We start from the raw sequence: 26,046 nt of genomic DNA, 5'->3' as shown, positions 1-26,046 counted from the left end.
GCGGTAACATTCCGTCGCGGCGTTACAGCAACTTAATGCCAGGTCGGCCGGCGCTCGCCTAAGCTCGCCCCAACGATAGGGGAGGTGGCGATGAGTCTGGGTAAGGTGATGGTGGCGGCGTGCGCGCTGGTGATGGCGACGACGCAAGGGGTGGCCGCTGAGCCCTCAGCGGCGGAGGCTCAGAAGAGCGCCGACAACATCAAGGCTCACGTCACCTTCCTGGCTGATGACCTGCTGGAGGGCCGCGAGGCCGGCTCGCGGGGCTATGACATCGCCGCGGCCTATGCGGCCTCTCAGATGGCGCAGCTGGGCCTGAAGCCCGGCGGCGACCAGGGGACCTATTTCCAGCATGTGCCGCTGGTGGCCTTTCAGGCCGCCGACCAGGGGACCTTCGTCCTGCGCGACAAGGCGGGCAAGGTGGTCCCCCTGGTGTTTGGCGAGGACTACCTCGTGGGCCGCAATCCGGTGGCGGCGCAGACCAAGGTCTCCGCGCCCCTGGTCTTCGTGGGCTTCGGCGTCGTGGCGCCCGAGCACAAGCGCAACGACTATGCCGGCCTGGACGTGAAGGGGAAGATCGTCGTGGCGATCTCCGGCGCGCCGTCGGCCTACCAGACCGAGGAGCGGGCCTACTATTCCAGCGGCCGCACCAAGCGCGCCCTGGCGCAGGCCCGAGGCGCGGTGGGCTTCATCCAGGTCAATACGCCGGGCGACGAGAAGCTCTATCCCTTCGCCAACGCCGCGCGCCAATGGAAGACCTGGGGCATGAGCTGGCGGACCGGCGCGGGGGCCGCCTTCGCCGTGGCGCCCGGCGTTCCAAGCCTGGCCTCCATCAGCGTGAAGGGGGCGGAGAAGCTGTTCGCCGGCGCGCCGGCCGACCTGACGCGCATCGCCGAGATGGCCGGATCGAAGGCGCAGGACCCGCCGCGCTTTCTCCTGCCCCTGACCCTGGAAGCCAGCTTCGCCACCAACATCAAGCCGGTGGAGAGCCAGAATGTCGTGGGCGTGATCGAGGGCGCCGATCCGGTGCTGAAGGATCAGGTGGTGGTGCTCAGCGCCCATCTCGATCATCTCGGGATCACAGAGCCGGTCAACGGCGACGCCATAAACAACGGCGCCCTGGACAACGCCGCGGGCAGCGCCACCACCCTGGAGGTGGCGCGCATGTTCATGGCCTCGGGCCAGGCGCCCAAGCGCACCATCCTCTTCCTGCTGGATACCGGCGAGGAGAAGGGGCTGGTGGGGGCCGAGTATTTCGCGCGCAATCCTACCGTGCCGCTGGCCAGCATCGTCGCCGACGTCGATCTCGACATGCCGATCCTAACCTATGACTTCACCGACGTGATCGCATTCGGGGCGGAACGGTCAAGCATCGGGCCGGCGGTGCGGCGTGCGGCGGGGGCGATGAACCTCGCCCTGTCGCCCGATCCGATGCCGGAGGAGGGGCTGTTCACCCGCTCCGACCACCACCGGTTCGTGGAGGTTGGCGTGCCGGCGGTGTTCTTCATGACCGGCTTCGCCAACGGCGGGGAGAAGGAGTTCCGCACCTTCCTGGCCGAGCGCTATCACAAGCCCAATGACGATCTCGCCCAGCCGATCAATTGGCTGGTGGGCGCCAAGTTCGCGCGGCTGAACTATGAGGTGACGCGGGAGCTCACCGACATGGCCGAGCGACCGGCCTGGAACAAGGGCGACTTCTTCGGGACCAAGTACGGCGCCAAGTAGCTAGAGCCCTTTCCGATCTGATTGACCCACCAGATCGGATAAAAAGGGCTCTAATTCAAAAAGTTAGAGCATTTTTCGATCCGATAACCGTTTCACACTTATCGGAAAATGCTCTAGCGCCAACCGTAGTTGAAGCTGATGGAGATCCGCTCGCGCTTGGCGGCGTTGGGCGGCACCTCGTGGCGCAGCCAGCTTTCCCAGAGGATCAAGCTGCCAGGCTCGGGCTGCAGGTAGACGAAGGTCCGGGCGCTCTCGTCGGCGTCGGCTAGACGGGGCGGGGCGGCCATCATCAGCGGCAGGCGCGGGTCCTCCAGCTTCAGCGCGCTCGCCCCCTTCGGCGTGGCCACATAGACCGTGCCCGATAGCACACTGTGCGGATGGATGTGGCCGGAGTGGGCGGCGCCAGGCTTGAGGATATTGACCCACAGGCTGTCCAGCTTCAGCCGTCCGCCGCGCAGATCCATCTGCAGGTCGGCGGCGAAGGCCTTGGCGTGCTTGTCCAATTTGATCTTCAGGTCGCCGAAGACGGTGGCCCGCTGGGGCAGGTCGTCCAGGGAGGCGTAGGAGGTATAGCCGCCATAGGCGTTGTCGCGGCACCAACGCTGCCCCGCCAAGTCCTCGTCGGCCAGCATGCGGCAGGCCTCTTCAAGCTCGGCGTTGAACGCCTCGAACCCCTTCTCTGCGGCGAGGGAGGCCTCATAGACCTGGGTGATGAACAGCGGGCGCGTGGACATGCGTCCGCGCTACTGGCCCTAGGCCAGGATGTCCAGCAGGCTGTCGGTCATCTCATCGGCCGTCTTGATCACGGCGAGGTTGGCGCGGAACTCGGTCTTGGCCGTGATCTGCTCGATGGCCTCGTGGGTGTAGTCCACCTCGAAGGCGCGATCGCCCATCTGCGCCGTCCGCTGGGCGGAGGCTTCGAAGCGCTGGCTGGCGGCGAACAGGCCGTACTGCGCCGTGGCGATGGGGTTCATGGATCAGGCCCTCCGTGGACCTTACCCTGAACCCCGCGCGGTAAAGCTTTCGCCTAGGAAGATGGTGAACAGATCACGCCGCCGCGTTCGTCATCAATGCGCAGGACGTGTCGGGCCCCGGTGTTGCCTATTGTTTCGCCGGAAACCTGCCACCTTTGTCGTGTGGTATGTTGCCGAAATTGCGGAGGAAATTTCGATGATCAGGATGTCGATGATCGCGGGGCTGGCGCTGCTGGGTTCCGCCGGCGTGGCCTTGGCCGGGCCGATGAGCAACCCGCCGAGCGAGCGAACGATCTGCATCGACGTGGGCGGCCAGAGCTTGCCCGCCGTCTGCAAGGTGCCGTCCAGTCGCCTGGATAAGCGCGAGGATTTCTGCCTCTGCCACGAGGGCGTCAAGGTCACCGCGCCCGTCTGCGGTCCGGGCCAGAAGGCGCCGGCCGAGAATATCACCTACGAGAAGGCCCGCCGCGAGGCCGCCCGCGACGGCAGCCTCATTGGCGACCTCTACAAGGGCCAGCCGATGTGCGTCGCCGCCCGGGACCCGCTCAGCAACAACTGAGCGGGCCAGGCGTGCGCTACTTCCCGAGTGCGCCGTAGACCAGCTTCTGGAACACCGGCAGGGCGACGCGTCCGCCCATACGCTGGCCGGTGGCCAGTTGGCTCGCGGCCTCGGGACCCAGCGGCATGGAGTTCTGGATCAGGTAGAGCATGACCATGTCCTCGGCGGGGTCGGCCTGCCACCAGGTGCCGAAGGCGCCGGGCCAGCCGAAGGCGCCCTTGGAGCCCGCGCCCATCCAGGCCTGTTTCTCAGGATCGGTGATCACCGAGAGGCCGAGGCCGAAGCCCTGACCCATCCAGAACGGAATGCCCATGAAGGGGATTTCGCGCTGGGCCTCGGTGAGGCGGTTCGTGGCCATCAACTCAACGGTCTCTGTCTTCAGCAGCCGCACGCCGTTCAGCTCGTCCTTGTTGAGCATCAGGCGGGCGAAGGTCAGGTAGTCATCGGCCGTGGAGATCAGGCCGCCGCCACCACCGCAGAAGGCCGGCGCCGCATCCACGTGCGGGAAGGAGACGTCCTGGAGTTTATCGGTCTCCGGATCGATCCGGTAGAGGTGGGCCATCCGGTCGCGCTTCTCCGGCGGGCACCAGAAGTCGGTGTCCACCATCCCGAGCGGCTGGAAAATTCGCTCCATCAGGAACTCGCGGAATCCCGTCCCGGCGATGCGGCCGACCAGGAAGCCCAGCACGTCGGTGGCGTGGCTGTAGTGGAACCGCTCCCCCGGCGGGAAGGACAGGGGCAGGGTGGCGAGCTTGGCCATCCACTGGTCGGGGGTATTGGGGTTGGAGAGAGGCGCGCCGAGTACCTCTTCATAGGCATGGGCGATGGGGCCCACCGAGGTGAAGCCGTAGGCCAGGCCCGAGCGGTGGGTCATCAGGTCGTCGATGGTGATGTCGCGCGGCGCGTCATAGACCTCGTCCAGGGGACCGGTCGGCGATTTCAGCACCTTCATGTTGGAGAACTCGGGCGCCCACTTGGTGATGGGGTCGTCGAGCTTCACCTTGCCCTCCTCGACCAGCATCATCAGGGCGACGGAGGTGATCGGCTTGGTCATCGACGCGATGCGGAACATGGTGTCCCGGGTCATCGGCTTGCCGGCGGCGACGTCGCGCATGCCGATGGTGTTGACCTGGGCGACCTCGCCCTTGCGCCACAGCAGAGTGACGAAGCCCGACAGGTCGCCGGCGTCGACCACGCCCTGCAGGCTGGGCGCGATCTGCGCCAGACCCTGCGTGTTGAAGCCGCCCAAGGATTGATCGCCGTCCATACTGATTTCCACCCTGCTGGCGCCGGGCTGCAGGCCCGCGCGATTTAGAGGCTGATTGCGCAAGGTGACGCAGGCGCCGTCAAGCAAAAGGCGAGGAGGTCTTGCGTCCGATCGGGGCCTCTGCGCGTAAAGGGCGGGAACCTCCACCCGACCGGACCCCGCCCATGACCCACCCCCTCCGGCTTGGCCTGGCCGCCGCGACCGCGGCCCTGACGGCGGCCTGTTCGCCGCTCACCCTGTTCTCCACCTTCACGCCGAAGGACCCGGCGACGCGGGCCGATGTGGGGACCGCCTACGGGCCGCTCTCGCGCCAGAAGCTGGACGTCTATGCGCCACGCAAGGCCAAGGCGCCCGCCCCGGTGGCGGTGTTCTTCTATGGCGGCTCCTGGGATTCCGGTCGACGGCAGGACTATCGCTGGGCGGGCCAGGCCCTGGCGGCGCAGGGCTATCTGACCGTGGTGCCGGACTATCGGGTGTTCCCGGAGGTGACCTATCCGGGCTTCCTGGAGGACGGGGCCCTGGCGATCCGCTGGGCGGTGGATCACGCTAAGGACCTGGGGGGCGACCCCAGCCGCGTCGTGCTCATCGGTCATTCCGCGGGCGCCTACAACGCCGTCATGCTGGGCTTCGACCCTCGCTATTTGACCGCCCAGGGTGTCGATCCCGCGGATATCAAGGCGGTGGCGGGTCTGTCGGGCCCCTATGACTTCATCCCCATCGACGGGCCGATCACGCGCCGGACCTTCGGCGGGGCGGCCGATCTCGCCGGGACCCAGCCGGGGCTCTACGCCGGAAAGACCCGCCCGGCCGCCTTCCTGGCCACGGGCGACAGCGACCGCACGGTCTATCCGCGCAACACCAGGAAGCTGGCCGCCGCGATCCGGGCGGCGGGCGGGCGGGTGGAGGAGAAGCACTATGCCGGCCTCGATCACGCCGGGACGGTGCTGGCCCTGTCGCGGCCATTCCGGGGCAAGGCGCCGGTGCTGGCCGACATGACCGCCTTCCTGGACGCCGCCGTCAGATAGGGCCTGGTTGACAGGACCCTGCCGCGCCGCCAAAGCGGGGCCATGGCCTTCGTCCCGACCAAAGCGCAGCAGCAGCAACGCCTTCCTCTGGCGGTGCGGGTGCGCTTGATCTGTTCGGGATAACTTCCTTACACATCGAATGAGCCACCAACCCCGCCCGGCCGGCGGGGTTTTTCTTTGCCGTCCGGGCTTCCCTGAAGGAGACCCAAGACATGACCAGCATCTATGCCACCGACGTCGAGGTGGCCCGCATCGCCCACGGCGTGAGGGACAGGACCTTGCCCAAGCCGGAATGGACCCATGCGGCCCATTTCGCCGCCGCCCTGTGGCTGCTGCGAGACCGGCCCCTGGTCGCGGTGGTCGCCGGCATGCCCGATCTGATCCGCGCCTATAACGAGGCCACCGACACCCCGAACACCGACGCCGGCGGCTACCACCACACCATCACCCTGGCCTCGCTGGGGGCGGCGCATGAGTTCCTGGGCCGCTATCCACGCGACCACCCCCTGCACGGGATCGTCGATGATCTGATGACCTCGCCTCTGGGAAGCCCGGGCTGGCTGCTGGACTACTGGAGCAAGGGGCGCCTGTTCTCCGTGGAGGCGCGGCGGGATTGGGCGGAGCCGGACCTACAGCACTTCCCGCATGCGGTCTGAGGCCCGCTTGGCGCCGGTCGAGGTTTCGACCAAGCTCGGCGCCATGCCCGCGCAGATCATCATCCTCAACGGCGTCGGCAGCGTCGGGAAGACGTCGACCGCGCGGGCGTTGCAGCAAATCTGCGCCCACCCGCTCCTGCATGTCTCGATGGACGCGTTTCTCGACATGCTGCCCCCGGCGATGTTCGGCCACGCCGACGGTCTGGTGTTCGAAACCCTGGACGACGGCGGCAGGCCCTCGGTGGCGATCCGGACCGGCCCGGTGATGGACGCCGCCATGCGGGGCATGCGCCGGGCCATCGCGGCCCTGGCGGCGGCGGGGAACCACCTGATCGTCGACGACGTGATCCTCGACTCCGCCGACGAGGCCGACTACCGCGAGGTGCTGGCCGGCTTCGAGACGCGCTTCGTTGGTCTCTTCGCGCCCCTGGACGTGCTGGAGGCTCGCGAGCTTGCGCGGGGCGACCGGGGCGTCGGCCTGTCGCGCTGGCAGTACGACCGGGTGCACGCGGGCCGGACCTACGACCTTGAGATCGACACCTCCACGACGACGCCGGATCAGAACGCGATCCTGATCCGAGACGCTTTCGGGCTTTAGGTCCCGCTCACCCTCAGTGGCACGCCTGTCCCGCGCGCTTGCGGTCATAGGCGGCCACCAGGCTCTGATAGGGCGGCAGGAAGGTGTGCAGCACCACGGGCTTGCCGTCCGTCGAGGTTCCGGCGACGCCGGATCGGATCTCGAAGTGCATGTGGATGGTGGTGGGGGTGCCGCCGAAGTCGTTGGAGGCCTTGCCCAGGTTGTCGCCGGCCTTGACCGAGGCGCCTTCCTTCACCGCCAGCTGGTTCATCCGCATGTGCAGGTAACGGTAGACCCGATGCGGGGCGGCCTCGCCGGTGAGGGTGACGGTATAGGTTCCGACGTCGGTGATGATCCCGTCCTCGGCGGCGACGACCCAGTGCTTGTCCTTCTTGCAGGTGGCCGGGCGGATGTCCTGGCCCTGGTGGCCCTTGCCCACCGCGCAGAGCGGACTGGCGTAGCCGCGGCTCTCACAGAAGTTGTCGCGCCAGGGCAGGGTGTAGTTCATCGGGTCGCACTGGCCCGGATGGTCCTTCGGCCCCATGCCGCCACCCGCCCCATAGACCTGGGAGTTGGCGAAGGCGTCGTCGGCGAAGGGGAAGCAGAGCTTGGGCGACCAGACCGTGCGGTCTAGATAGCCGGAGCCGGATTTCGGGATCAAATCGCCGGCCGGGAGGTGGCCGAAGGTGGCGGCGGCTGGGACGTCGGGGGTCTTCACCGGATCGGCGTCGGGCTCGGCCTTGGCCTCGTCGGGCAACTGTTCGACGCCGCCGTCGCCGACCGGTTCGTCAGGCTCAGCGGCAGGATCTGTCGTCACGCCGGGGGGGGAGGGCGTGCCGTTCGTCGCGGTGGCGGGCCCCGCGCCGGGGGCGGTCGCGCCGCCGAACCAGCCGGAGTTGTAGCCCACCAGGGCCAGGACCGCGAGGATGATGAGGATCAGGAAGATCAGGGGTGCGCGCATCTCTTAAGCCCCCAGTCCGGCGGCCTGGCGGGCGGCCTTGCCCATCACCACGACGGTGCTCTTGGCCACCAGGGACCGCACATAGGTCTCCGTCCGGCAGCGGGTGTCCGAGGGCGTGTCGCAGCGCAGCTCGGCGGTGTAGAGGACGCCGTAGCGCACGAAGCTGGCCAGCTGGCCGTCCACCGTGCGCTGGATCACCAGCTGCTCGGGGCCGATATTGGGCAGGTTCAGCTTGGAGGTGGCGGGGAGGGACATGGTCTCCGCCGTGCCGGTCAGCGACACCCGCGCGCCCGAGAGGTTGGCGGTGATCGAGTAGTAGTCGCCGAAGGAATAGATGCGTGCGCCGCCCATCAGGTCGGCGTCATTGGGCAGCAGGATCGGCAACCTGGTCTTGTCGATGGCGGCCTGGTCGAGGCCGCGGCCGATCGGGGAATTGCCGCCGCTGCTCTGACGCAGGCCGCCGACCGCGCCCTTCCAGTCGATGCCGCCCGGACCGCCGGGGACGGGCGGACGGGTCAGGGGGCCTAGCGCGCCGGGAACCGCCACGACACTGGGGCGGGTGACGGCCGGCCGCGCCGCGCCGGGGCGGGTGGTGGGGGCAGTCGTCGGCGCGACCTGGGCGCTGGCGGCGACGGCGGCCAGCGTTGCGCCGGCCACGATCAAGGCTCGGATCTTCTGATTTCGCATTGGCCCCCCGCCATCACGTCAATGTCAAAGTCTCGCGCATCTGACCGCCGCTGTTAACCCGTGGTTGCAACAGCGGTATGATTTTCACGCCAAAACGCCGAAATCGCCGGCGAATTCTCTTGCTGGGTGAGCCGCGACAGGCGTTTCGAGTTGACGCAAGGTCAACTTATTGCGCCGCCGCAATTGAATGGAAAGCCCATCCTGGCTATATGCAGGTCCCTGCTGCGGGGAGAGGCCAGAGCTGCCGCCCGCGCCCCTGTGCGTAAGGACTGCCGATGCTGGTGACCCTGATGAAGGCCAAGCTGCACCGCGCCACGGTGACCCAGGCCGACATGGATTATGAAGGCTCCATCGCCATCGACCGCGAGCTGCTGGACGCCTCGGGCATCCTGCCGCACGAGCAGGTGGATGTGCTGAACATCACCACCGGCGCCCGCTTCACCACATACGCCATCGAGGCGCCGCGCGGCTCCAAGGTGATCGGGGTCAACGGCGCCGCCGCCCGCCTGGTGCAGAAGGGCGACAAGGTCATCATCGTGACCTACGGCCTGCTGCCGGCCGAGGAGGCTCGCAACTACTCGCCGACCGTCGTGCTGCTGGACGACGCCAACGCGATGAAGAAGGCCGCGTGAGCGTGCGGTTCGCCCTCGTCGCCGTGGCGGCCTTAAGCCTCTCGGCCTGTTCGCCTGCAGTGCTGAAGGGGGTGAACCAGGACGCCCTGGACGCGGCGATCAATGACGTGGTCGGCGATCCGGGCACCTGCGTGCTGATCGGCGAGACCGGCTCGGGCGAAGTGGTCCACCGCTTCGGCTCCAACGTCACCTGCGGCCGGGCCCTGCCGGCCTGCAACGGCGCGACCCGGACCCTGGAAGACCTGCTGCAGATCACCGCCAAGAGCCGGCAGCCGGTGAACATCAGCTGCGCCAGTTCGACGGACGGCGCGCGCACCGTCGGCTGGGCCGCCGGTCCCGTCGAGACCCATGACGAACTGGTCTACGCCGCCGCCATGGAGGGCGCCAACACCCCGCCGGGCGTGGTGATCGCCGACAAGCTGAAGCACGCCTTCGAGAAGGCCGGCCTGATCAAGCGGTAAGGTCCTCCCCGCCGAAGCGGGGAGGGGAGGTGGTTTAGCGGGTGAGCTCGTAGAGCGCTGTCACGTCAACCCGCACCTTCAGCTCGCCACCGGCCACCGGAGTGGACTCCGCCTTGTCGAAGCGGGCCATGGCCATCACCGGCATGGGGCTGGGCGGGGTGTAGCCGCCGCCTTCGCTGAGTGTCACCAGGCGGCCGACGCGGTAACCAGTGGCCCGCGCATAGAGATTGGCCTTGGCGCTGAGCGCCTTGACCGCGTCCTCGCGGGCCGCGTTCTCGGCGGCGGTGGGGTCGTTCAAGCCAAAGGAAATCCCGTTCACCTGGTTGGCGCCGGCGCTGACGGTGGCGTCGACGGCCGAGCCCAGGCGGGTCAGGTCATGGACGGTGACAGTGACCGTGTTGCTGGCCTGATAGCCGCGCAGCTTGGGCGGGTTGTTCTCCACATAGTCGTACTGCGCGTTGAGGTTCAGGCCCGAGGTCTGGATGTCCTTGTCGGCGATGCCGGCGCGGCGCAGGGCGGCGAAGATCTTGTTCATCTGGGTGGCGTTGGCGGCCATGGCGGCCGACGCGGTCGGGGCCTCGGTGTTCACGCCCAGATTGATGGTGGCCATGTCCGGCGCGATCCGGGTCTCGCCATAGGCCGAGAGGTTCAGGGTGGTGGCCCGGAACATGGAGTCGGCGGCGGGCGAGGCGGCCTGGGCGAGCGCAACGGGCGCCGCGACCGTGGTGGCCAGGAGCAGGCTGAGGGCGCCGGCGCGGACGAAGGTTTTCATAGGTATCTCCCAAAGGGGCGTTAGCTTGACTGTACCACCCCGATTGCGAACGTTGAACGCGGGGCTGGGTTCCGTGATGACAAGGCCAAGCTGAACGGCGCCTTTAATGCACGTGCAGCCCATGGTAACCCGCACGCCGCGCTGCAGGGCCTGTAGCTCAATGGTTAGAGCCGACCGCTCATAACGGTCTGGTTGTAGGTTCGAGTCCTACCGGGCCCACCAGCACGCTTCCGGCTTTGACGGGCCGCCACGACAGCGCCCCGCAGTTTGGGACGCAGCCCAGGCCGCACCCATCGGCGAACTGAGCCTCGTCCCGCGGGCAGTCTTCGCGTCGTCCGACCTCAGACTTTCAACGCCAGAGCTTCCTGCGCATCGCTGGATCGTCTGGGCATCCGACCCTCATCACGTCCACCTTCGGCCCAGACACCAGATAGGCGCGGTATCGGGCGGCGGGGCCTGGCTCTCGGGCGCCCCGGTCGAGATCTCCCGCTGACGCCACGTGGGAGAAGCAGCGAAGGAGATCCCTGGGCTCGAGCCGACGCGCCAGGTCTACGACCAGTCCAGGCTGGCGGAAGTCCGGCCTGGGAGGGGGGAGGCCGAGATACCGCGTCCGCTCGGTGATCTGCAGGAGCGGGGCGGTCACCAGGCCTTCAGCCGAAAGCTGGGCAAGGGTTCCGTAGCTGACGACGCCGATCCAGCCGGCGCTTTCCTGCCGGCCTTTCTGATCGACGGCGACGGAGAATTCCCGCCAACCCCGCAGGGGCAGGATCGGATCGAACGTGCCAAGCGCGCGGCTGTGCGGCGCCGCCATATAGGCTAAGGCGGCGGCGGAAAGGCACAGGCTGAAGGCGATGGCCAAATTGCGAACCGCGCGGAGCGCGGGAGGTGCGGAGCCGCGCTCCGCCGCCACGGCCGCGCAAATCACCAGGGCGGCGAAGATCGGCGCTGGCCAGTGCCCCTGGACCCGGTCATGGAGGCTGTGCAGCATCAGGTAGGCGGCGAAGGGCAGGGTGGTCGCCAGCGGCAGGCGCAAATCAGTATCACCGGCGTTGTTTCGGTTCCTCCAGCCCAACTGCAGCCCCCTGAAGGCGTAGATGGCGATCACCGGATTCAGCAGGAGGAACTGGCTGACCAGCAGCTCGCCCAGGTGCGTGGGCGAAAATCCGGATGGCTCCACGCGGCCGAACTGCTTGGCGAAGGTGAGCCAGCCATGTTGCGCATTCCAGGCGACATTGGTGGCGAAGACCGCCCCGGCCAGCAGAGCCGCGATCCAGGGCCATGGTGTTTTCAACCGCGCCTTGCCGTCAGGACTGAGCCAAAGCCAGAGGAAAGCGCCAGGCGCGAGGAAGAGGGCCGAGTATTTCGAGATCGTCGCGAGGCCGACGGCGAGGCCCGCCGCCGCCCACCATCTGGCCGGGCGCGGCCCGGTGGTCCGGACGAGGCACCAGAGGGTGAGCACCCAGAAGAAGGTCGCTGGTGCGTCCGGCGTAGCAAGGATCCCGCCGATCCCGATTGTGATGGTGGCGTTGTACCAGACCACGCTTCGCAGCACGGTTGCTGGCCGCGCGCCCAAGCGATGCGCCAGGTCGCCGATCAAGGCGGACACCAGGCCGGTGGCGATCACCGGCAAAAGCCGCACCCCAAGAGGGTTGTCTCCGGCAAGTGTCACGCCGCCCCTGATCCACCAGGCGATCATCGGCGGATGGTCGTAGTAGCCGAAATGGAGCTGCTGCGCCCAGAGGCGGTAATAGGCCTCGTCCTCGGTCAGGTGGATCCAGCGCGCCGCCACCAGCCTGAGGAAGGTCAGGCCAAGGATGATCGCGATGATCTCCCGCTGGACCCCGAGACGTTTCACCACACCGCCAAGGCGGTGGTGACGAAGTTCCAGGCCGCCCCAACGCCGGCTCCGGCCAGTCCAGACAGCCACCAGATCTTGAAGTGGTGGTTGAACATCGAGGCGACGGCCACATTGGCCAGGAGGCCGATCGCGCAAAGCATGCAGAAGCGCAGATAGCCGCTGAGGATCGCCAGTCCGCGCTTGCGACGGTCCCGATAGGTGACGCTGTTGTTGACCAGGTAGTTCGAGGTCATCGCTGTCAGGGCCGCCGCGACCTGAGCGCTGGCGAAGGTCACGCCGAGGCCTAGCAGGCCGCGGAGCACGAGCAGGTGGATCGCGACGCCGCCCGCGCCGACAGCCCCAAACATCAGGACCCGGGGGGACAGGATGTCGTGGCTGAGCTTGGAGGAGAGCAGGCCGAGATAGTGGGCGACAACCCGATTATCGAGCTTACTTGCGCCCGAGGTCCTTGGCCGAAACACATAGGGGAGTTCCAGGCACCTTGGCGCCGTCGCCTGCGAGGCCAGGATGTCGAACAGCACCTTGAAGCCATCGCTTGAAAGGCGGTGGGCCACGGTGTCGATCAGCGGGCGGCGGATCATGAAGAAGCCGCTGACCGGGTCGGTCAGGTCCGCTGACAGCACCTTGCGGCCAAGCCAGTTGGCCACCCGGCTGCCGAGTTGTCGCCGGACCCCCAGGACTGAAGCGTCCGCCGCGCCCAGGAAGCGGCTGCCGATCACCAGGTCGGCTCGATCTTCCCGCAGGGCCCGCAACATATGGGCAAGCAGCATTTCGTCGTGCTGCAGGTCGCCATCCATCACCGCGATATAGGGCGCGGAACTGGCCAAGGCGCCTTCGACCACCGCGCCCGAAAGGCCCCGCCGGTTCACGCGATGCAAACAGTGAATCCGACTGTCCAGGTTGGCCATGCGCTTGACCGCCTGAGCCGTTCCGTCCGGGGAGTTGTCGTCCACGAAGATCGCTTGCCAACGCACCCCCGTCAGCACCTCGTCGAGGCGGGCGACCAGTCGCGCGACATTGCCGCACTCGTTGAAGGTCGGCACTACGATGGTGAGTTCGGGGCCTGCTGTTCGGGCTTGTGCGCAGTTCGGCCCCGATGGGCCGCTCTCGACCGTAGGAGCGTCAAGAAGCGAAGAAGCTTGGGTATCGAGCACGCGATTTCCTCGCCGGCGAGTGGGGGCATGGGAACGACGACAGGCGTGCTCAAGCGCCTCATCGATTTCTGTGAGGGCGCGCCTTCGTCATGTCGTCGTTCGCTTATCGACGGAGGGCGAGGCGTTGCGGCGGATTTGGAATTGTGTTGTGGCCGCGGTGCTCGCGCCTGTGGCGGCACGGGCCGATGCGGTCCCCTTGCCGGGCTATTGGGAGCTGTCGAACACCACGACGATGGTTCTCAGCGCCAGGACGGCGGAGCGAAAATGCTTCACCGCCGCCGACATTCTCAAGGTGCTGGAGGGGCCGAGCAACCGGCACTACCAATGCGCCTATCCCAAGCGGGTTGTCGGAAATGGCCATATCGAGCTCGCGGGGACCTGCGTCACCAAACATGGGCAAGTCGCCGAGATCACGGCCGTGGGCGACTACGGTCCCAGCGCCTTCCGGCTGCAAGCCAAACTCAGGACCCGCATCGGCGGCGTCCTGCTGACCGGGGCGGCGAGCACCCAGGCGCGGCGGCTCGGAGATACCTGTCCGGTGTCGCTGCAGCCGTAATAGGTAGCTCTGCGGACTGCGAAAGTGTCGTCTGAATCGTCGCTTGTGAGCCTTCCAAGCTTGACCAGTTGTGGCCTGAGCATTGATTTTTCCCAATGTAAAAGCTGTACAAAATCCTTCACTTAACCGTCGCCAAAGCTTGGTTTGCGACGGTCCAGTGACCGCGCTTTTACAGCCCCATAACGACGGCCCAGGACCGGGAAAGCCCCGGACGGTCGGTTGGGGGATTTCAAAATGCAGTCATCACCGGCGCGTTCGCGCACTCGCAAGTCTGTCTGGCTGGCCGGCTCGGCCCTGGTTATCGGGCTTGTCTCCGGCGTTCCGGCCTGGGCGGCCGACGCCGAGGCCGGCTCGGTGAAGATCGATCCCGAGAACGCCGACTACGGCACGCGGGTCGAGGAGCTTGTGGTGACGGGGGCCTACCTCTCCACCGCCGCGGCCCCGGTGAAGGCCTCCCTGGAGGCGACCCAACCGCAGTCGATCATCGATCGCCAGGCGATCGACCAGTTCATTCCGACCACGGCGGACTACACCCAGGTCGTGAACCTGTCCCCCAGCGTCTCTGGCACCTCCTTCAATGGACCGGGGCTCGGTGAAGCCAAATCCACCCTGCGTGGGTTCAAGGACGGCGAGTACAACATCACCTATGACGGCATCCCCTGGGGGGACGCCAACGGGCCGACCCACCACTCGACCTCGTTCTTCCCCTCCTCGACCATCGGCGCGGTGGTGGTTGACCGCGGACCCGGCGCGGCGAGCCAGCTCGGCGTGGCCAGCTTCGGCGGATCGATCAATCTGTTCTCGCCCGAGGTCAGCCTGGACCGCGGCGGGTCGCAGTTGGTCACCCTTGGGTCCTGGAACACCTTCCTGGCGGTCACCAAGCTCAACACCGGCGAAATCGAACAGCTGAACGGCGCCCGCGCCCTGTTCAACTTCCAGGAGCTCAAGACCGACGGCTACCTGTCCTACGCCGCCGCTCGGGCCGACAACCAACTGGTCCGCGCCGTCTTCCCCATAGCCGGCAGCTGGAAGCTGACCGTCCTGGGAACGTGGAACTACACCAAGGTCCACACCAACGATAACTCCGGGGCGACCCTGGATCAGGTGGCGCTCTTCGGGAAGAATTTCGCCCTGAACAATGACCCGTCGACGCCGAACTTCTACGGCTACAACCTGGTCACCAAGCACACCTATTTCAACTACGCCAAGCTGACCGGTGACGTGACGCCGAGCCTGAAGCTCGAGAACACGATCTATTCCTACTACTACAAGAACAACACGGAATCTGCCCTGGACCCGACCCTGTCACCCTCCGACATCGCGGCCAAGAAGGGCCTGCAGATCACTCAGGTTCCGGGCGGCAAGCCGGTCGTGAACGGGCATATCCCCGGCTACACCAAGCTCAACGTCTACAAGATCTACGGCGACATCCTGCACCTCGACCAGACCGTGCCCTTCGGGACCATCAAGGCCGGGGTCTGGTGGGAGCGGGCCGAGACGGGCCCCCGCGCCCGTTACGACTATGACGCCACCCTGGGTCGCACCGCCTCGGGCTGGACCGTGGACTATCGCCAGAAGGTGCTGGCCGGCGTGCCGCAATATGTCGAGTATCTGCAGTACTCGGGCTGGGATCAGGTCGAACCCTTCATCGATGTCGAGTGGAACGTCACCCCGCAGCTCACAGTCACGCCTGGCCTGAAGTACGTCAGCGAGAAGCTCTCGGTGGACGCCGACATCAACCAGAAGTCCCGGCTGCCCTTCCACGGCTCCAAGACCTTCACCAAGACCCTCTATTTCCTGACCGCGAACTATAAGCTGCAGGACAATCTGGCCCTCTACGGCCAGTACGCGACGGGCTTCCTATTGCCCGACATCAGCGCCACCCAAGCAGTGAACCCCAACCTGAACGACCTGGAGCCGCAGGAGTCGACCAACTATCAGGCCGGTCTGGTTTACCACGGCGGCAAGCTCACGGTAGACGCCGACGCCTATTACATCGACTTCACCAACAAGATTCAGTCGGTCACGGTCGGCACTGAAAACGTCAGCTTCAATCTTGGCGGCGCGCGCTACAAGGGCATCGAAGGCGCGGTGACCTATGCCGCGACAGACACCCTGTTTGTCTTCGCCAATGGCTCGATCAACAGCGCCGAGGCCCAGGGCGCCAGCACCACGATCGGCGGCGTGCCGGTGGTGATCGCCGGTGGCAAGCAGATCGCCGGCGCCCCCAAGTCGACCGCCGCGCTGGGCGTCCTGTTCCGTAACGACGACTGGTCGATCTCGCTGAGCGACAAGTACACCGGTGAACAGTGGGCGGCCGAGGGCGAGCCCGCCGCCTATCGTATCGATCCCTACCACTCGGCGGATCTCTCGGTGGTCTACCGGTTCGGGGCCTACCGCCTCGAGGGCGCGATCTACAACCTGTTCGACAGCCAGCAGGCCACCTCCATCAAGCCCGGCAAGACGGTTCCCTACGACCAGTACTATTTCCAACCCGAGCGGAACGCCCAGGTCTCCGTGAAGGTCAATTTCTGATGCAAATGCTGAGCGGTTCCATGATCGCCAAGCGCCTGTTGCTCACCGCTACAGTCACCCTGTTGCTGACGGGGCCCGCCCTTGCCGGCGAGGCTCCGAAGCCAAAGGCGACGGCGATATTCCTGTCGGCGACGGAGTTGGACGCGGCGCGATTCCTGCCGCCGCCGCCGCCGTCCGGCTCCGCGATCGCCACGGCAGAACTCGCGGAGTTGCACGCCATCGAGAAGGCCAGGACGCCGGAAATGCTGGCCCAGGCCAAGTCCGACGACGTCACCAAGGACGCCTCGATCTTCGCGGACGCGATGGGCCCGGGTTTCGATCTGAAGGCTCTGCCGGCCACCGCCAAGCTGATGGCCGAGGTCCGCAACGAGGAGAAGGTGGCCGCCGACACCGCCAAGGCGGCGTTCAAGCGTCCGCGCCCGTGGATCATCGATCCCAGCGTGCAGAGCTGTAGCCGGGGTGACGAGCCCTTGTCGTCCTATCCGAGCGGCCATGCGACGATGGGATACTCCATGGCCATCGTCCTGGCCGACATCGCGCCGGCCAAGGCCGCGGCCCTGATGAGCCGAGCCTCGGTCTATGGGGGCAGCCGACTGGTCTGCGGCATGCATTTCCGCAGCGACATCGTGGCGGCCCAGGCTCTGGGGACCGCTGTGGCGATCGACCTCCTGCACAACCCCGCCTTCCGGGCGGACCGGGACGCGGCGGCTGCGGAACTCCGGGCGGCTCACCTGGCGGACTAGCCAGGCGGCCGCGGCGGATTGGCGAATCTTAATGGTCGGTCCACCGCGGCCAAAGGTGGGGTGGCGCAAGGTGACTTCGCTGGCTGGGGCCAAGCGGAGTTTTCCAATGAAGCGCCTTCTCATCGTCTCGACCCTCGCCCTGACCCTGGGCGCCGTGACCGCCCAGGCCGGCGGCTATGCCGGGCAAGCCCTGGTCAAGACCGCCAGGGTGACCCTCGCCCAGGCTACGAAAACCGCCCTCAAGGCGCGTCCGGGCAAGATCACCGACAAAGAACTGGAGAAGGAGGCGGGCGGCAGCGGCCTGCGCTATTCCTTCGATATCAAAACCGCCGGCGTCACCTACGAGGTGGGCGTGGACGCCCAGACCGGCAAGGTCCTGGAGAACGCGCCTGAGGGAAAGAACCCCGACTAGGCGTTCGGCGCCGCAGCGTGGCAGGATCGCCCGATGAAGCTATTGCTGGTCGAGGACGACAAGGAGGCGGCCGCCTATCTGCGGCGGGCGCTCTCCGAGGCTGGTCATACGATAGACTACGCTGGCTCGGGCCGCGAAGGCCTGATGCTGGCGGCTGGCGAGACCTATGACGTCATCGTCCTCGACCGCATGGTGCCTGAGATCGACGGCCTGGCCATCCTGCGCACCATTCGAGCGTCCGGCGTAAAGACGCCGGTCCTGCTGCTGACCGCCATGGGCGGCATCGACGACCGGGTGGAGGGACTGGAGGCGGGGGCCGACGACTACCTGGTCAAGCCCTTCGCCTTCGCCGAGCTGCTGGCTCGCGTGAACGCGCTCGCGCGGCGGCCGCCGACGCAGGACGTCCAGACGGCGCTGACCGTAGCCGACCTGACCCTCGATCTCTTGAAACGCACCGTGACCCGGGGTGGGACGCGTGTCGACCTGCAGCCTCGAGAGTTTCAGCTGCTGGAATATCTGATGCGGCACGCTGGACGAGTTGTGACGCGGACCATGCTGCTTGAGAGCGTCTGGGACTTCCACTTCGACCCCAAGACAAACATCGTCGAGACCCATATGAGCCGGCTGCGCGGCAAGCTCGACCGGGGTCAGGGCAGCGACTTGATCCAAACCGTGCGTGGCGCTGGCTACGTCCTGCGGGCGCCGGACTAGATGTTCCGTTCCACCAGCCTGCGGCTCGCGGCGCTCTACACGACGGGGTTCGCCCTCGCCGTGGTGATCCTTGGGATGATCACCCTGTCCAGCACGCGCGCCGCGCTCACGGCTCAGTTCGATGCACGTATCGCCTCGGAAGCCGCCGCCCTGGCCGAGGAATACCAGACGGAGGGTCTGAACGGCGTGGTGCAGGCGGTGCGGGAACGTGACCGCACCCCTGGCGCCCTGGACTACGGGCTGAAGGGACCAAACGGTGTCGCCATGGTGGGGCGGCTGGCGGCCAACGCCGCGCCCATCGGCTGGTCCACCGCCAGCGTCCGGCATCGAGGAGGCGAAAGCGAAACCATCCGAGTGCTGACGATAGCCTTGCCTGGGGGCTACAGCCTGATGGTGGGGGACGATGAAGAGCGGGTGGAGGCCCTGGACGGCGCCGTCCTGCGCGGCTTCGGCTGGGCCTTCCTGGGCGTCGTGGTTCTGGGGGTGCTCGGCGGCTACGCCCTGAGCGGCGATGTGCACCGGCGCCTCGCGGCGATCTCGGGCACGGCCGAGGCGATCATCGATGGCGACCTGGCGCGCCGCGTGCCGGTCCGCGGGTCTGACGATGATCTCGACCGGCTGGCCTTGACCTTCAATCGGATGCTCGACCGGATCGCGGCCCTGATGGAGAGCCTCAACCAGGTCTCCAACGACATCGCCCACGACATGCGGACGCCTCTAACCCGCCTGCGCCAGAAGTTGGAGGCTGGGCTGGCGACCCCGGCCGAGAGTCAACAGGTCCTGGAGGCCGGCCTCACCGACCTGGACTCCATCCTCGAGACCTTCGCGGCCCTGCTGCGTATCGCCCAGATCGAGGGCGGCGCGCGGCGGGCGGGGTTCCGGCCCTGCGATCTCTCGGAGGTGGCGCGCACGGTGGTTGACGCCTTCGCGCCGTCGGCAGAGGAGGGGCAGCAAACCCTGACCCTCATCGCCTCCGGTCCGGTAATGGTCGAGGGCGATCGCGAGCTGCTCACCCAGATGCTGGTGAACCTGGTGGAGAACGCCCTGCGGCACGCTGGCGCGGGGGCGCAGATCGCGGTTTGGGCGGTCGGCGACGACGCGGGGCGGCGGCTGGAGATCTCCGACAACGGACCCGGGGTTCCGGAGGTCGCGTGGGAGCGGCTGTTTGACCGCTTCTACCGGCTGGAGCACAGCCGTTCGACGCCTGGCAACGGGTTGGGGTTAGCCCTGGTGGCGGCGATCGCCAAGCTGCATGGGGCGGACGTCGAGTTGGCGGACGCACGCCCCGGCCTGACGGTCCGCGTGACGTTTCCCCGGCCTGCCTGAGCAGGCAGGCGGAACATTGGGACATGCTAATCTTCTGGACATCGGAGTGTCAGCGGCGCGCTGCTAGAGCTGGGGGCTTGAGAGAGATTCCAGCATGACCGCCGCCCGTCTCGTCCTGTTTTGCGCCGCCGCGGCCATCGCCTCCGCCGCGCAGGCCGCCCCGTCCGGCTATCACATCACCGATCGGATCGCGGGTCCTGACGGCGGCTGGGACTACGCCAGCTACGACGCGGGCCGCGACCGTGTGCTGGTCGCCCGCACCACCTCGGTCACAGCGGTCGACCTGAAGACGCGAGCGGTCAATCCGGCCTTCGCCCCGGCCGCGCGCGGCCACGCCGCCTTCCCGGTCAATAGCGGCAAGGAGGTGGCGATCACCAACGGGAGCGCCAACACCGTCACCTTCGTGGATGCCACCACCGGCGCCCTGCTGGCCACCGTGGCCACCGGAAACGGCCCCGACGACGCCATTATCGAGCCCAAGACCGGTCTGCTGCTGGTCATGGACCACAAGGGCGGAACCGTCACCCTGGTGCACGCCAAGACCCACACGGTAGCCGGGACCATAGCGGTCGGCGGGATCCTCGAAGCCGCCGCCGTCGACGGCAAGGGCCGCGTCTTCGTCAATGTCGAGGACAAGAACCAGATCGCCGTCCTCGATATTCCGGGCCGCAAGGTGACCGCCCGCTACGAGCTGGCCGGCTGCGAGGGACCGACCGGCATCGCCTACGCCGCCGCCGACAAGCTGCTGATCTCGTCCTGTGACGGCGTGGCCGAGATCGTGGCCGCCGAGACGGGCAAGGTGGTGCGCCAGATCAAGATCGGCGACGGCGCGGACGGCGTGGCCTACGACGCCGGCCGCCACCTGGCCTTCATCCCGGCTGGGATGGCGGGCACGCTCTCGGTCATCTCCGTGTCCCACGGAGACGCCACTCTGATCGACACCGTCATGACCCAGAAGGGCGCGCGGACCCTGGCCCTCGACACCGCCCGCGGTCGCGTCTTCCTGCCGGTCGCCAAATACGTCATCCCCACCGATGGCGGGCGGCCGACTCCGACCCCCGGCACCTTCGAGCTGCTCGTCGTCGGAAAATGAAGCTTACGCTCCGCATGAGCCTCGCGGGGCTCTTCCTGCTTTCCGCCTGCCAGACCTATACGCCAGCGCCCCCGCGCCTCGACGCCTACCCGGCGGCTGCGGCCGGCCGGAGCCTGACGCCGCCCGCCAGCGGCCAGTGGACGGTCGCTGACCTGCTGGCTTTCGCCTTGGCTTACAACCCGCAGATCGCCGAGGCCGCCGCCAAGGTGCGCACCGCCCAGGCGACGGTGCAGGTGGCCCACGTCCCCCAGGCCGCCACCCTGACCCTGACCGCGGAGTATTCGGACGAAGCCGCCCATTGGCTCTATGGCGTGGGCTCGGATATCCCCTTGGATATCGGGGCGCGGAAGTCGGGGCGGATCGGTCAGGCCGAACTCGCCGCCCTGCAGGCGCGCTACGACCACGCCGAGGTCGTCTGGACGGTTCGCGCGGCCCTGGCGCGCGCTGTCACAGACCGCCAGAGCGCCGATGCGGAGATCGCCATCGCTGGGCGCGCCGCCGACCTGCGCCGTCAGCGCGCAGAGCGCCTGGATCGACGGGTCGCGGTGGGCGAAGATCCACGCAGCCTGGCGCTCACCGCCCATGCCGAGCAGGTGGCGGCAGAGCGCCGACTCGCAGACGCCCGAGGGCGCCGCCGCCAGGCCGACGTCGTCCTGGCCAAGGCGCTGGGGGTCGCGGCAACGGCCGTCGCCGACCTGAACCTGGCGCCGCCCGCCTCGGCCACCCCGGACTGGCGATCTCTGCGCGAGCAGGCGCCGCTGACCCGCAAGGACGTGCTGCGCGCCGTTGTGGACTACGACCTGGCAGAGTCTGCTCTGCGCACCGAGGTCGCCCGGCAATATCCGGAGGTCCGTATCGGCCCCGGCTACACCTACGACCATGGAGTCCAGAAGATCCCGTTCAACCTGACGCTCGTCCTGCCGCCCCTCGACCTGAACCGCGCCGCCATCGCCCAGGCCGAAGCGCGGCGGACAGAGGCGGGGCGCTCGCTGGAGGCCGTGCAGGCCACGGTGTTGGCGGCGGCGGACCAGGCGGCCGCCAGCCTGGCGACGGCGCGGGACGCCGAACAACTGGCTCGCGACCGGGACCTCCCCATCGCCCGCCAGGCGGCGCAGGGGAGCGCGGCGATGGTGCGGGCCGGCGAGGGCGATCGGATCGACGACCTGGCCGCCCAGGCCGCCGTGCTGGACGCCGAACTGGCACTGCTGGACGCCCGGCGGGCGCACCACTCGGCGATCCTCGATCTGGAGGACGCCCTGCGGACCCCCTTCGACCCAGCCGAGCATGCCCTGCTGCAGGACAGTTTCAGACGCCTCGGAGTTGCTAGATGAGACTGCCGACCCTCGCCGCTGTCGCGATGCTGATGGCGACCCCGGCCCTGGCCGCGAGCGTCGAGGCCGACGCCAGGCTCCAGAAGCGTTTGGGGGTGACTGTTCAGGCTGTCGCAGCGGCTTGGCACGCGGGGACGACGGCCGGTTTCGCCCGCGTCCTCGATCCCGGTCCCCTGGCGCAGCTGGACGCCGACCTGCTCACCGCCGCCGCCGCCGCCCAGGCCTCGAACGCCGAGGCCGCCCGCACAAAGGTCCTGGCCGCCGCCGACGCCACCGTAGCGCGCAAGGTGGCCCAAGCCGCCGCCGCCCAGGCGCGCGCCGACAGCGCCAAGCTGACCTTGCTGCGCCGCAGGCTCGGCCTGGAATGGGGCCCCGCCTTCATGGCGATGTCAGACGCCCGGCGCGCGGCCCTGATTTCCAACCTCGCCACCGGCCGAGCCGCCCTGGTGCGCCTCGACGCCGGCGTTCCGTTGGGCGGCGTTCGCTCAGCGACCCTCGACCTCGGCGGCGGAGGCCGGGCGATGGTCCAGGTCATCGGCGCCGCCCGCACCGGTGATCCGCGCTTTCCATCGTCTGGCCTTATCGGCCTGGTGTCAGGTCCTGGGGCGCAGAGCCTGGGCGCTGGGCTCAGCCTCCCGGTCAGCTTGGCGTCGGGAAGCGGTGGCCAGGGTGTGTTGGCGCCCCGGTCGGCCCTGATCCGCACCGGCGGCGGGACCTTCGTTTACGTTCGCAAGGACGCTACCCACTTCGAGCGCCGGGCGCTGACCGGAACGGCCGTCGAGCCGGAAGGCCTGTTCGTCGGTGGCGGTCTGAAAGCCGGCGAAGTCGTGGCCGTCACCGGCGCGGCGGCGCTCTTTGCAGCGGAACACCCATCCAAGGGCGAGGAGCCCTAGATGCTCAGCGCCATCGTCCGCTGGTCGCTTTCCAGGCCTCGCCTGGTGGCGGTGGCCGCCCTGCTGCTGCTGGTCTACGGCGTCTCGGTCCTGGCCCACGCCAAGTATGACGTCTTCCCAGAATTCGTACCGGCCCAGGCCGAGGTGCAGACAGAGGCCCCGGGCCTGTCGGCCGAGCAGGTCGAACAGCTGGTCACCCGTCCCGTCGAGCAGGCGGTGAATGGCGCGGCGGGCGTCGCCGAGGTGCGCTCGCAGTCCATCCAGGGCATCTCCATCGTCACCGTAGTGTTCGCCGAGGGCTCCGATCCCTATCGCGCCCGCCAGATCGTGGCCGAGGCTCTGGGGGAGGCCGTCACCTCTCTCCCCGCCGGGGTGCAGCCGCCCAAGGTGACCCCGCTCACCTCATCGACCATGGACCTGCTGAAGATCGGCTTCACCTCCGACAAGCTGACGCCCATGCAGCTTCGCGACCTCATCCAGTGGACGGTTCGGCCCCGCATGCTGTCGGCCGCCGGGGTGGCGCGGGCCACGGTCTATGGCGGTCAGATTCGCCGACTGGAGGTCCAGGTGCGCCCCAACGACCTGGCGGCGCGCGACCTCAGCCTCGCCGACGTGCTGGCGGCGGTTCAGAAATCCACCAGCGTCAGCGGCGGCGGGTTCATCGATACGCCGCAGCAGCGCATCCTGATCGAGCCGCGCGGCCAGGCCCTGACAGCCGAGGATGTCGCGGCTTCGACCATTCCCGGCCCCGCCGGCGGAGCCCCGGTGCGGATCGGCGATGTGGCCCAGGTGGTTGATGGACCCGCGCCGGACGTCGGCGACGCCCTGATACAGGGTAAGCCCGGCGTGCTGATCAGCCTGTCCAGCCAGTACGGGGCCAATACGCTGGACGCCACACATGCCGTCGAGGCCGCGCTGGAGGAGCTGCGCCCGGCCATCGAGGCCCAGGGCGTGAAGATCGACTCCGGTCTGCACCGGCCCGCCAACTTCATCGTCGCCGCCCTGGGCGGTATCGCCGAGGACTTGGTGATCGGGGCTGTGTTGATCGCCCTCGTGCTCTTCGTCTTCATGCGCAACCTGCGCACGGTGGCGGTGTCCTTCGTCTCGATCCCGCTGTCGTTGCTGACGGCGGTGATCGTGCTGGATTGGCTAGGCTGGACCATCAACACCATGACCCTCGGGGGCCTTGCCGTGGCGCTCGGCGTGGTGGTGGATGACGCCGTCATCGACGTCGAGAACATCGTCCGACGGCTGCGGACCCGGGGAGACACGCCGGCCCGGGAGGTGGTGCTGAATGCCTCGCTGGAGGTCCGTGCGCCGGTCATCTACGCCACCCTGGTGGTGGCCCTGGTCCTGGTTCCGGTGCTGATGCTGCACGGTCTGCAGGGATCGTTCTTCGCGCCCTTGGCGGCGGCTTTCATCGTGGCCACGGCGGCCTCCCTGGCGGTCGCCGTGATCGTCACCCCGCCGCTCGCCTACCTGATGCTGCGCAACGCCACTCTGCCAGAGGAGCCGCCGTTCCTGGCCCGCGTGAAGGCGTTCCATCATGGCCTGCTGGAGCGGGCCACGGGACGGGCGCGCCTGGCGGGGATCAGCGCTGGGGTGGCCCTGATCGCGACCGTCGCCGGATTGCTGCTGTTCAATTCCGAACTGCTGCCCAGCTTCCGAGAGGGCCACTTCGTGCTGGCCGTCGCAGGCCCTCCAGGGACCTCGCTTTCGGTCCTGCGTAAGTACGGGGAGGGGATCACCCACGACCTGCTGGCTATCCCCGGCGTGGAGAGCGCCGAGCAACAGATCGGCCGCTCGGAGGGTGGCGAGGACACCTGGGGCCCGGAGCGCAGCGAGTTCCACGTCGAGCTGAAGCCCAAGCTGTCGGGCTCCGAGCAGGACCGCATCCAGGCGAAAATCCATGAGGTGCTAGACAGCTATCCCGGTCTCGAAACCGAGGTCCTGACCTTCCTCGGCGATCGCATCGGCGAGTCCCTTTCGGGCGAGACGGCGTCCCTGGCCGTAGGGATTTACGGCGCCGATCTGGACACTCTGGATCGCACCGCTCAGCAGATCGCCAAGGTGCTCGAAGGGGTATCAGGTGCGACGGACGTAAAGGTGCAGACCCCGCCGCAGACGCCGGTCGTGCGCATCGACCTCAACTTCGGGGCGCTCGCCCGCTACGGCCTGTCGCCGGCCGAGGTGTTGGACGCCGTGCAGATCGCCTACCAGGGCGGCGAGGCGGCCCAGATCTATCAAGAGAGCCGCGCCCTGCAGATCGTCGTCACCACCCCGCCGGACTTGCGGCAGGATCCCGAGGCGGTGGGCGACCTGATGATCCGCGGCGCGTCCGGGGTGACTGTGCCGCTGAGCCAGGTGGCCCGCGTGCGGCTGACCGATGGCCGAACCGCCATCGCCCACCAGGGCGGCCGCCCGCGCCAGGTGGTGACGGCCAACCCGGCTCCAAGGGACGTGCAGCGCGTGACCCGGCAGGCCCAGGCGGCCATTGGCAAGCTGAAGCTGCCGCCTGGGGTCTATCTCGACTATTCCGGCACGGCGGCGGGGACGAAGGCGGCGCAGCAAGAGCTCCTGCTCAATGTCGGCTTCGCCCTGGTGGCGGTGGTGGCCCTGCTGCTGATCGCCTTCCGAAATGGCCGCGACGTGACCCTGATCCTGGCCTCGGCGCCCTTCGCCCTGGTGGGCGGGGTGATCGCCGTGGCTCTGACAGGGGCGAGCCTGTCGCTGGGTTCGCTGGTGGGCTTTGTCACCCTGTTTGGCGTGGCCGCGCGCAACGCCATCCTGCTGGTGTCCCACCTCGACCATCTGGTCACCACCGAAGGCCGCGACTGGTCGCTGGACACGCTCGCCCAGGCCACCCGCGAACGCGTGACGCCCATCCTGATGACGGCCTTGGTGACCGCTCTGGGCGTACTACCCCTGGCGATCCAGACCGGGCAGGCTGGGCGTGAGATCCAGGGTCCGATGGCGATTGTCATCCTGGGAGGGCTTTTCACCTCCACCCTGGCCAGCCTGATCCTGCTGCCGGCGATGATCTGGGGCTTTGGTCAACCCAAGGCCGATGCGGCCAGCATCTGACTCAGGGATGTTCGTACAATTGTTGGTATGTGCCCGGGCAAATCTCCACGAATCCCG

The 26,046-nt window shown here is 67.8% G+C and carries 25 protein-coding genes and 1 tRNA gene; 18 read left to right on the top strand and 8 right to left on the bottom strand.

Going from position 1 to position 26,046, the window contains the following annotated elements; translation table 11 throughout:
* Positions 1 to 90 precede the first annotated feature (90 nt).
* Positions 91 to 1,722: a M28 family metallopeptidase gene (locus tag JKL49_RS14825; protein ID WP_215341393.1), complete on the top strand. Its 1,632-nt coding sequence runs from the start codon at positions 91 to 93 to the stop codon at positions 1,720 to 1,722.
* A 113-nt stretch (positions 1,723 to 1,835) separates the two neighbouring features.
* On the opposite strand, the gene JKL49_RS14820 is transcribed toward JKL49_RS14825, so the two are convergent.
* The gene (locus JKL49_RS14820; protein ID WP_215341392.1) at positions 1,836 to 2,456 is read right to left on the bottom strand and encodes a TIGR02466 family protein; all 621 of its coding nucleotides are present in this window, start codon (positions 2,454 to 2,456) and stop codon (positions 1,836 to 1,838) included.
* An 18-nt stretch (positions 2,457 to 2,474) separates the two neighbouring features.
* The gene (locus tag JKL49_RS14815; protein ID WP_215341391.1) at positions 2,475 to 2,696 is read right to left on the bottom strand and encodes a flagellar basal body rod C-terminal domain-containing protein; all 222 of its coding nucleotides are present in this window, start codon (positions 2,694 to 2,696) and stop codon (positions 2,475 to 2,477) included.
* A 196-nt stretch (positions 2,697 to 2,892) separates the two neighbouring features.
* Here JKL49_RS14815 and JKL49_RS14810 point away from each other — a divergent pair, with 196 nt between their 5' ends.
* Positions 2,893 to 3,255 (top strand): hypothetical protein, encoded by a 363-nt coding sequence (locus tag JKL49_RS14810; RefSeq protein WP_215341390.1) that lies wholly within the window; start codon positions 2,893 to 2,895, stop codon positions 3,253 to 3,255.
* 16 nt (positions 3,256 to 3,271) lie between these two features.
* Here JKL49_RS14810 and JKL49_RS14805 read toward each other — a convergent pair whose 3' ends face one another.
* The gene (locus tag JKL49_RS14805; protein WP_215341389.1) at positions 3,272 to 4,522 is read right to left on the bottom strand and encodes a serine hydrolase domain-containing protein; all 1,251 of its coding nucleotides are present in this window, start codon (positions 4,520 to 4,522) and stop codon (positions 3,272 to 3,274) included.
* 164 nt (positions 4,523 to 4,686) lie between these two features.
* On the opposite strand from JKL49_RS14805, the gene JKL49_RS14800 reads away from it, so the two are divergent.
* The 3 genes from JKL49_RS14800 (at position 4,687) to JKL49_RS14790 (ending at position 6,801) form a co-directional block, all read left to right on the top strand.
* Positions 4,687 to 5,547 carry an alpha/beta hydrolase gene (locus JKL49_RS14800; protein ID WP_215341388.1) on the top strand — a complete coding sequence of 287 codons (861 nt, stop codon included), beginning with the start codon at positions 4,687 to 4,689 and terminating at the stop codon, positions 5,545 to 5,547.
* A 212-nt stretch (positions 5,548 to 5,759) separates the two neighbouring features.
* The gene (locus JKL49_RS14795; RefSeq protein WP_215341387.1) at positions 5,760 to 6,203 is read left to right on the top strand and encodes a hypothetical protein; all 444 of its coding nucleotides are present in this window, start codon (positions 5,760 to 5,762) and stop codon (positions 6,201 to 6,203) included.
* Positions 6,204 to 6,210: 7 nt separating this feature from the next.
* A complete protein-coding gene (locus JKL49_RS14790; protein WP_215341386.1) occupies positions 6,211 to 6,801 on the top strand; it encodes a chloramphenicol phosphotransferase CPT family protein in 591 nt (196 codons plus the stop codon).
* 13 nt (positions 6,802 to 6,814) lie between these two features.
* Here the strand turns inward: JKL49_RS14790 and JKL49_RS14785 are convergent, their stop codons facing one another.
* Together JKL49_RS14785 and JKL49_RS14780 are read right to left on the bottom strand one after the other, a co-directional pair.
* Positions 6,815 to 7,741, bottom strand: a complete 927-nt coding sequence (locus JKL49_RS14785; RefSeq protein WP_215341385.1) for a M23 family metallopeptidase — start codon at positions 7,739 to 7,741, stop codon at positions 6,815 to 6,817.
* A 3-nt stretch (positions 7,742 to 7,744) separates the two neighbouring features.
* A complete protein-coding gene (locus JKL49_RS14780) occupies positions 7,745 to 8,428 on the bottom strand; it encodes a hypothetical protein (protein ID WP_215341384.1) in 684 nt (227 codons plus the stop codon).
* Positions 8,429 to 8,703: 275 nt separating this feature from the next.
* Between JKL49_RS14780 and panD the strand changes: the two genes are divergently transcribed.
* Positions 8,704 to 9,060 carry an aspartate 1-decarboxylase gene (panD, locus tag JKL49_RS14775; protein ID WP_215341383.1) on the top strand — a complete coding sequence of 119 codons (357 nt, stop codon included), beginning with the start codon at positions 8,704 to 8,706 and terminating at the stop codon, positions 9,058 to 9,060.
* Positions 9,057 to 9,521 carry a hypothetical protein gene (locus JKL49_RS14770; protein ID WP_215341382.1) on the top strand — a complete coding sequence of 155 codons (465 nt, stop codon included), beginning with the start codon at positions 9,057 to 9,059 and terminating at the stop codon, positions 9,519 to 9,521. Before panD ends, JKL49_RS14770 begins: the two co-directional genes overlap by 4 nt.
* Before the next feature lie 34 nt (positions 9,522 to 9,555).
* Here the strand turns inward: JKL49_RS14770 and JKL49_RS14765 are convergent, their stop codons facing one another.
* Positions 9,556 to 10,293, bottom strand: coding sequence for an SIMPL domain-containing protein (locus tag JKL49_RS14765; protein ID WP_215341381.1), 738 nt, complete (start codon positions 10,291 to 10,293; stop codon positions 9,556 to 9,558).
* A gap of 146 nt (positions 10,294 to 10,439) precedes the next feature.
* On the opposite strand from JKL49_RS14765, the gene JKL49_RS14760 reads away from it, so the two are divergent.
* A tRNA-Ile gene (locus JKL49_RS14760) sits at positions 10,440 to 10,515 on the top strand.
* A gap of 127 nt (positions 10,516 to 10,642) precedes the next feature.
* Here JKL49_RS14760 and JKL49_RS14755 read toward each other — a convergent pair.
* Both JKL49_RS14755 and JKL49_RS21325 read right to left on the bottom strand, forming a co-directional pair.
* Positions 10,643 to 12,148 carry an ArnT family glycosyltransferase gene (locus JKL49_RS14755; RefSeq protein WP_215341380.1) on the bottom strand — a complete coding sequence of 502 codons (1,506 nt, stop codon included), beginning with the start codon at positions 12,146 to 12,148 and terminating at the stop codon, positions 10,643 to 10,645.
* Entirely contained in the window at positions 12,145 to 13,194 is a 1,050-nt protein-coding gene (locus JKL49_RS21325; RefSeq protein ID WP_215341379.1) for a glycosyltransferase family 2 protein, read from the bottom strand. Before JKL49_RS21325 ends, JKL49_RS14755 begins: the two co-directional genes overlap by 4 nt.
* A 259-nt stretch (positions 13,195 to 13,453) precedes the next feature.
* Between JKL49_RS21325 and JKL49_RS14745 the strand changes: the two genes are divergently transcribed.
* The 10 genes from JKL49_RS14745 to JKL49_RS14700 all read left to right on the top strand — a co-directional run bounded on the left by JKL49_RS14745 (position 13,454) and on the right by JKL49_RS14700 (position 25,989).
* On the top strand, positions 13,454 to 13,861 hold the full coding sequence (locus tag JKL49_RS14745) for a DUF3617 domain-containing protein (protein ID WP_215341378.1): 408 nt from the start codon (positions 13,454 to 13,456) through the stop codon (positions 13,859 to 13,861).
* A gap of 234 nt (positions 13,862 to 14,095) precedes the next feature.
* Positions 14,096 to 16,396, top strand: coding sequence for a TonB-dependent receptor (locus JKL49_RS14740; protein WP_215341377.1), 2,301 nt, complete (start codon positions 14,096 to 14,098; stop codon positions 16,394 to 16,396).
* Positions 16,397 to 16,416: 20 nt separating this feature from the next.
* Entirely contained in the window at positions 16,417 to 17,139 is a 723-nt protein-coding gene (locus JKL49_RS14735; RefSeq protein ID WP_215341376.1) for a phosphatase PAP2 family protein, read from the top strand.
* A 106-nt stretch (positions 17,140 to 17,245) separates the two neighbouring features.
* Positions 17,246 to 17,551 (top strand): PepSY domain-containing protein, encoded by a 306-nt coding sequence (locus tag JKL49_RS14730; RefSeq protein ID WP_215341375.1) that lies wholly within the window; start codon positions 17,246 to 17,248, stop codon positions 17,549 to 17,551.
* Between the two features lie 33 nt (positions 17,552 to 17,584).
* On the top strand, positions 17,585 to 18,262 hold the full coding sequence (locus JKL49_RS14725) for a response regulator transcription factor (RefSeq protein ID WP_215341374.1): 678 nt from the start codon (positions 17,585 to 17,587) through the stop codon (positions 18,260 to 18,262).
* Entirely contained in the window at positions 18,263 to 19,588 is a 1,326-nt protein-coding gene (locus tag JKL49_RS14720) for a HAMP domain-containing sensor histidine kinase (RefSeq protein WP_215341373.1), read from the top strand.
* A gap of 94 nt (positions 19,589 to 19,682) precedes the next feature.
* Positions 19,683 to 20,681: a YncE family protein gene (locus JKL49_RS14715; RefSeq protein ID WP_215341372.1), complete on the top strand. Its 999-nt coding sequence runs from the start codon at positions 19,683 to 19,685 to the stop codon at positions 20,679 to 20,681.
* Positions 20,678 to 22,012 carry a TolC family protein gene (locus JKL49_RS14710; RefSeq protein ID WP_215341371.1) on the top strand — a complete coding sequence of 445 codons (1,335 nt, stop codon included), beginning with the start codon at positions 20,678 to 20,680 and terminating at the stop codon, positions 22,010 to 22,012. Before JKL49_RS14715 ends, JKL49_RS14710 begins: the two co-directional genes overlap by 4 nt.
* Positions 22,009 to 22,905 (top strand): efflux RND transporter periplasmic adaptor subunit, encoded by an 897-nt coding sequence (locus JKL49_RS14705; protein ID WP_215341370.1) that lies wholly within the window; start codon positions 22,009 to 22,011, stop codon positions 22,903 to 22,905. Before JKL49_RS14710 ends, JKL49_RS14705 begins: the two co-directional genes overlap by 4 nt.
* On the top strand, positions 22,906 to 25,989 hold the full coding sequence (locus JKL49_RS14700) for an efflux RND transporter permease subunit (protein WP_215341369.1): 3,084 nt from the start codon (positions 22,906 to 22,908) through the stop codon (positions 25,987 to 25,989).
* Positions 25,990 to 26,046: the final 57 nt, after the last annotated feature.

The sequence above is a fragment of the Phenylobacterium glaciei genome (assembly GCF_016772415.1).
Classification (GTDB): Bacteria; Pseudomonadota; Alphaproteobacteria; order Caulobacterales; family Caulobacteraceae; genus Phenylobacterium; species Phenylobacterium glaciei.
The sequence above is the reverse complement of the archived record's forward strand: the minus strand, read 5'-3'. Positions and strand labels throughout refer to the sequence as shown.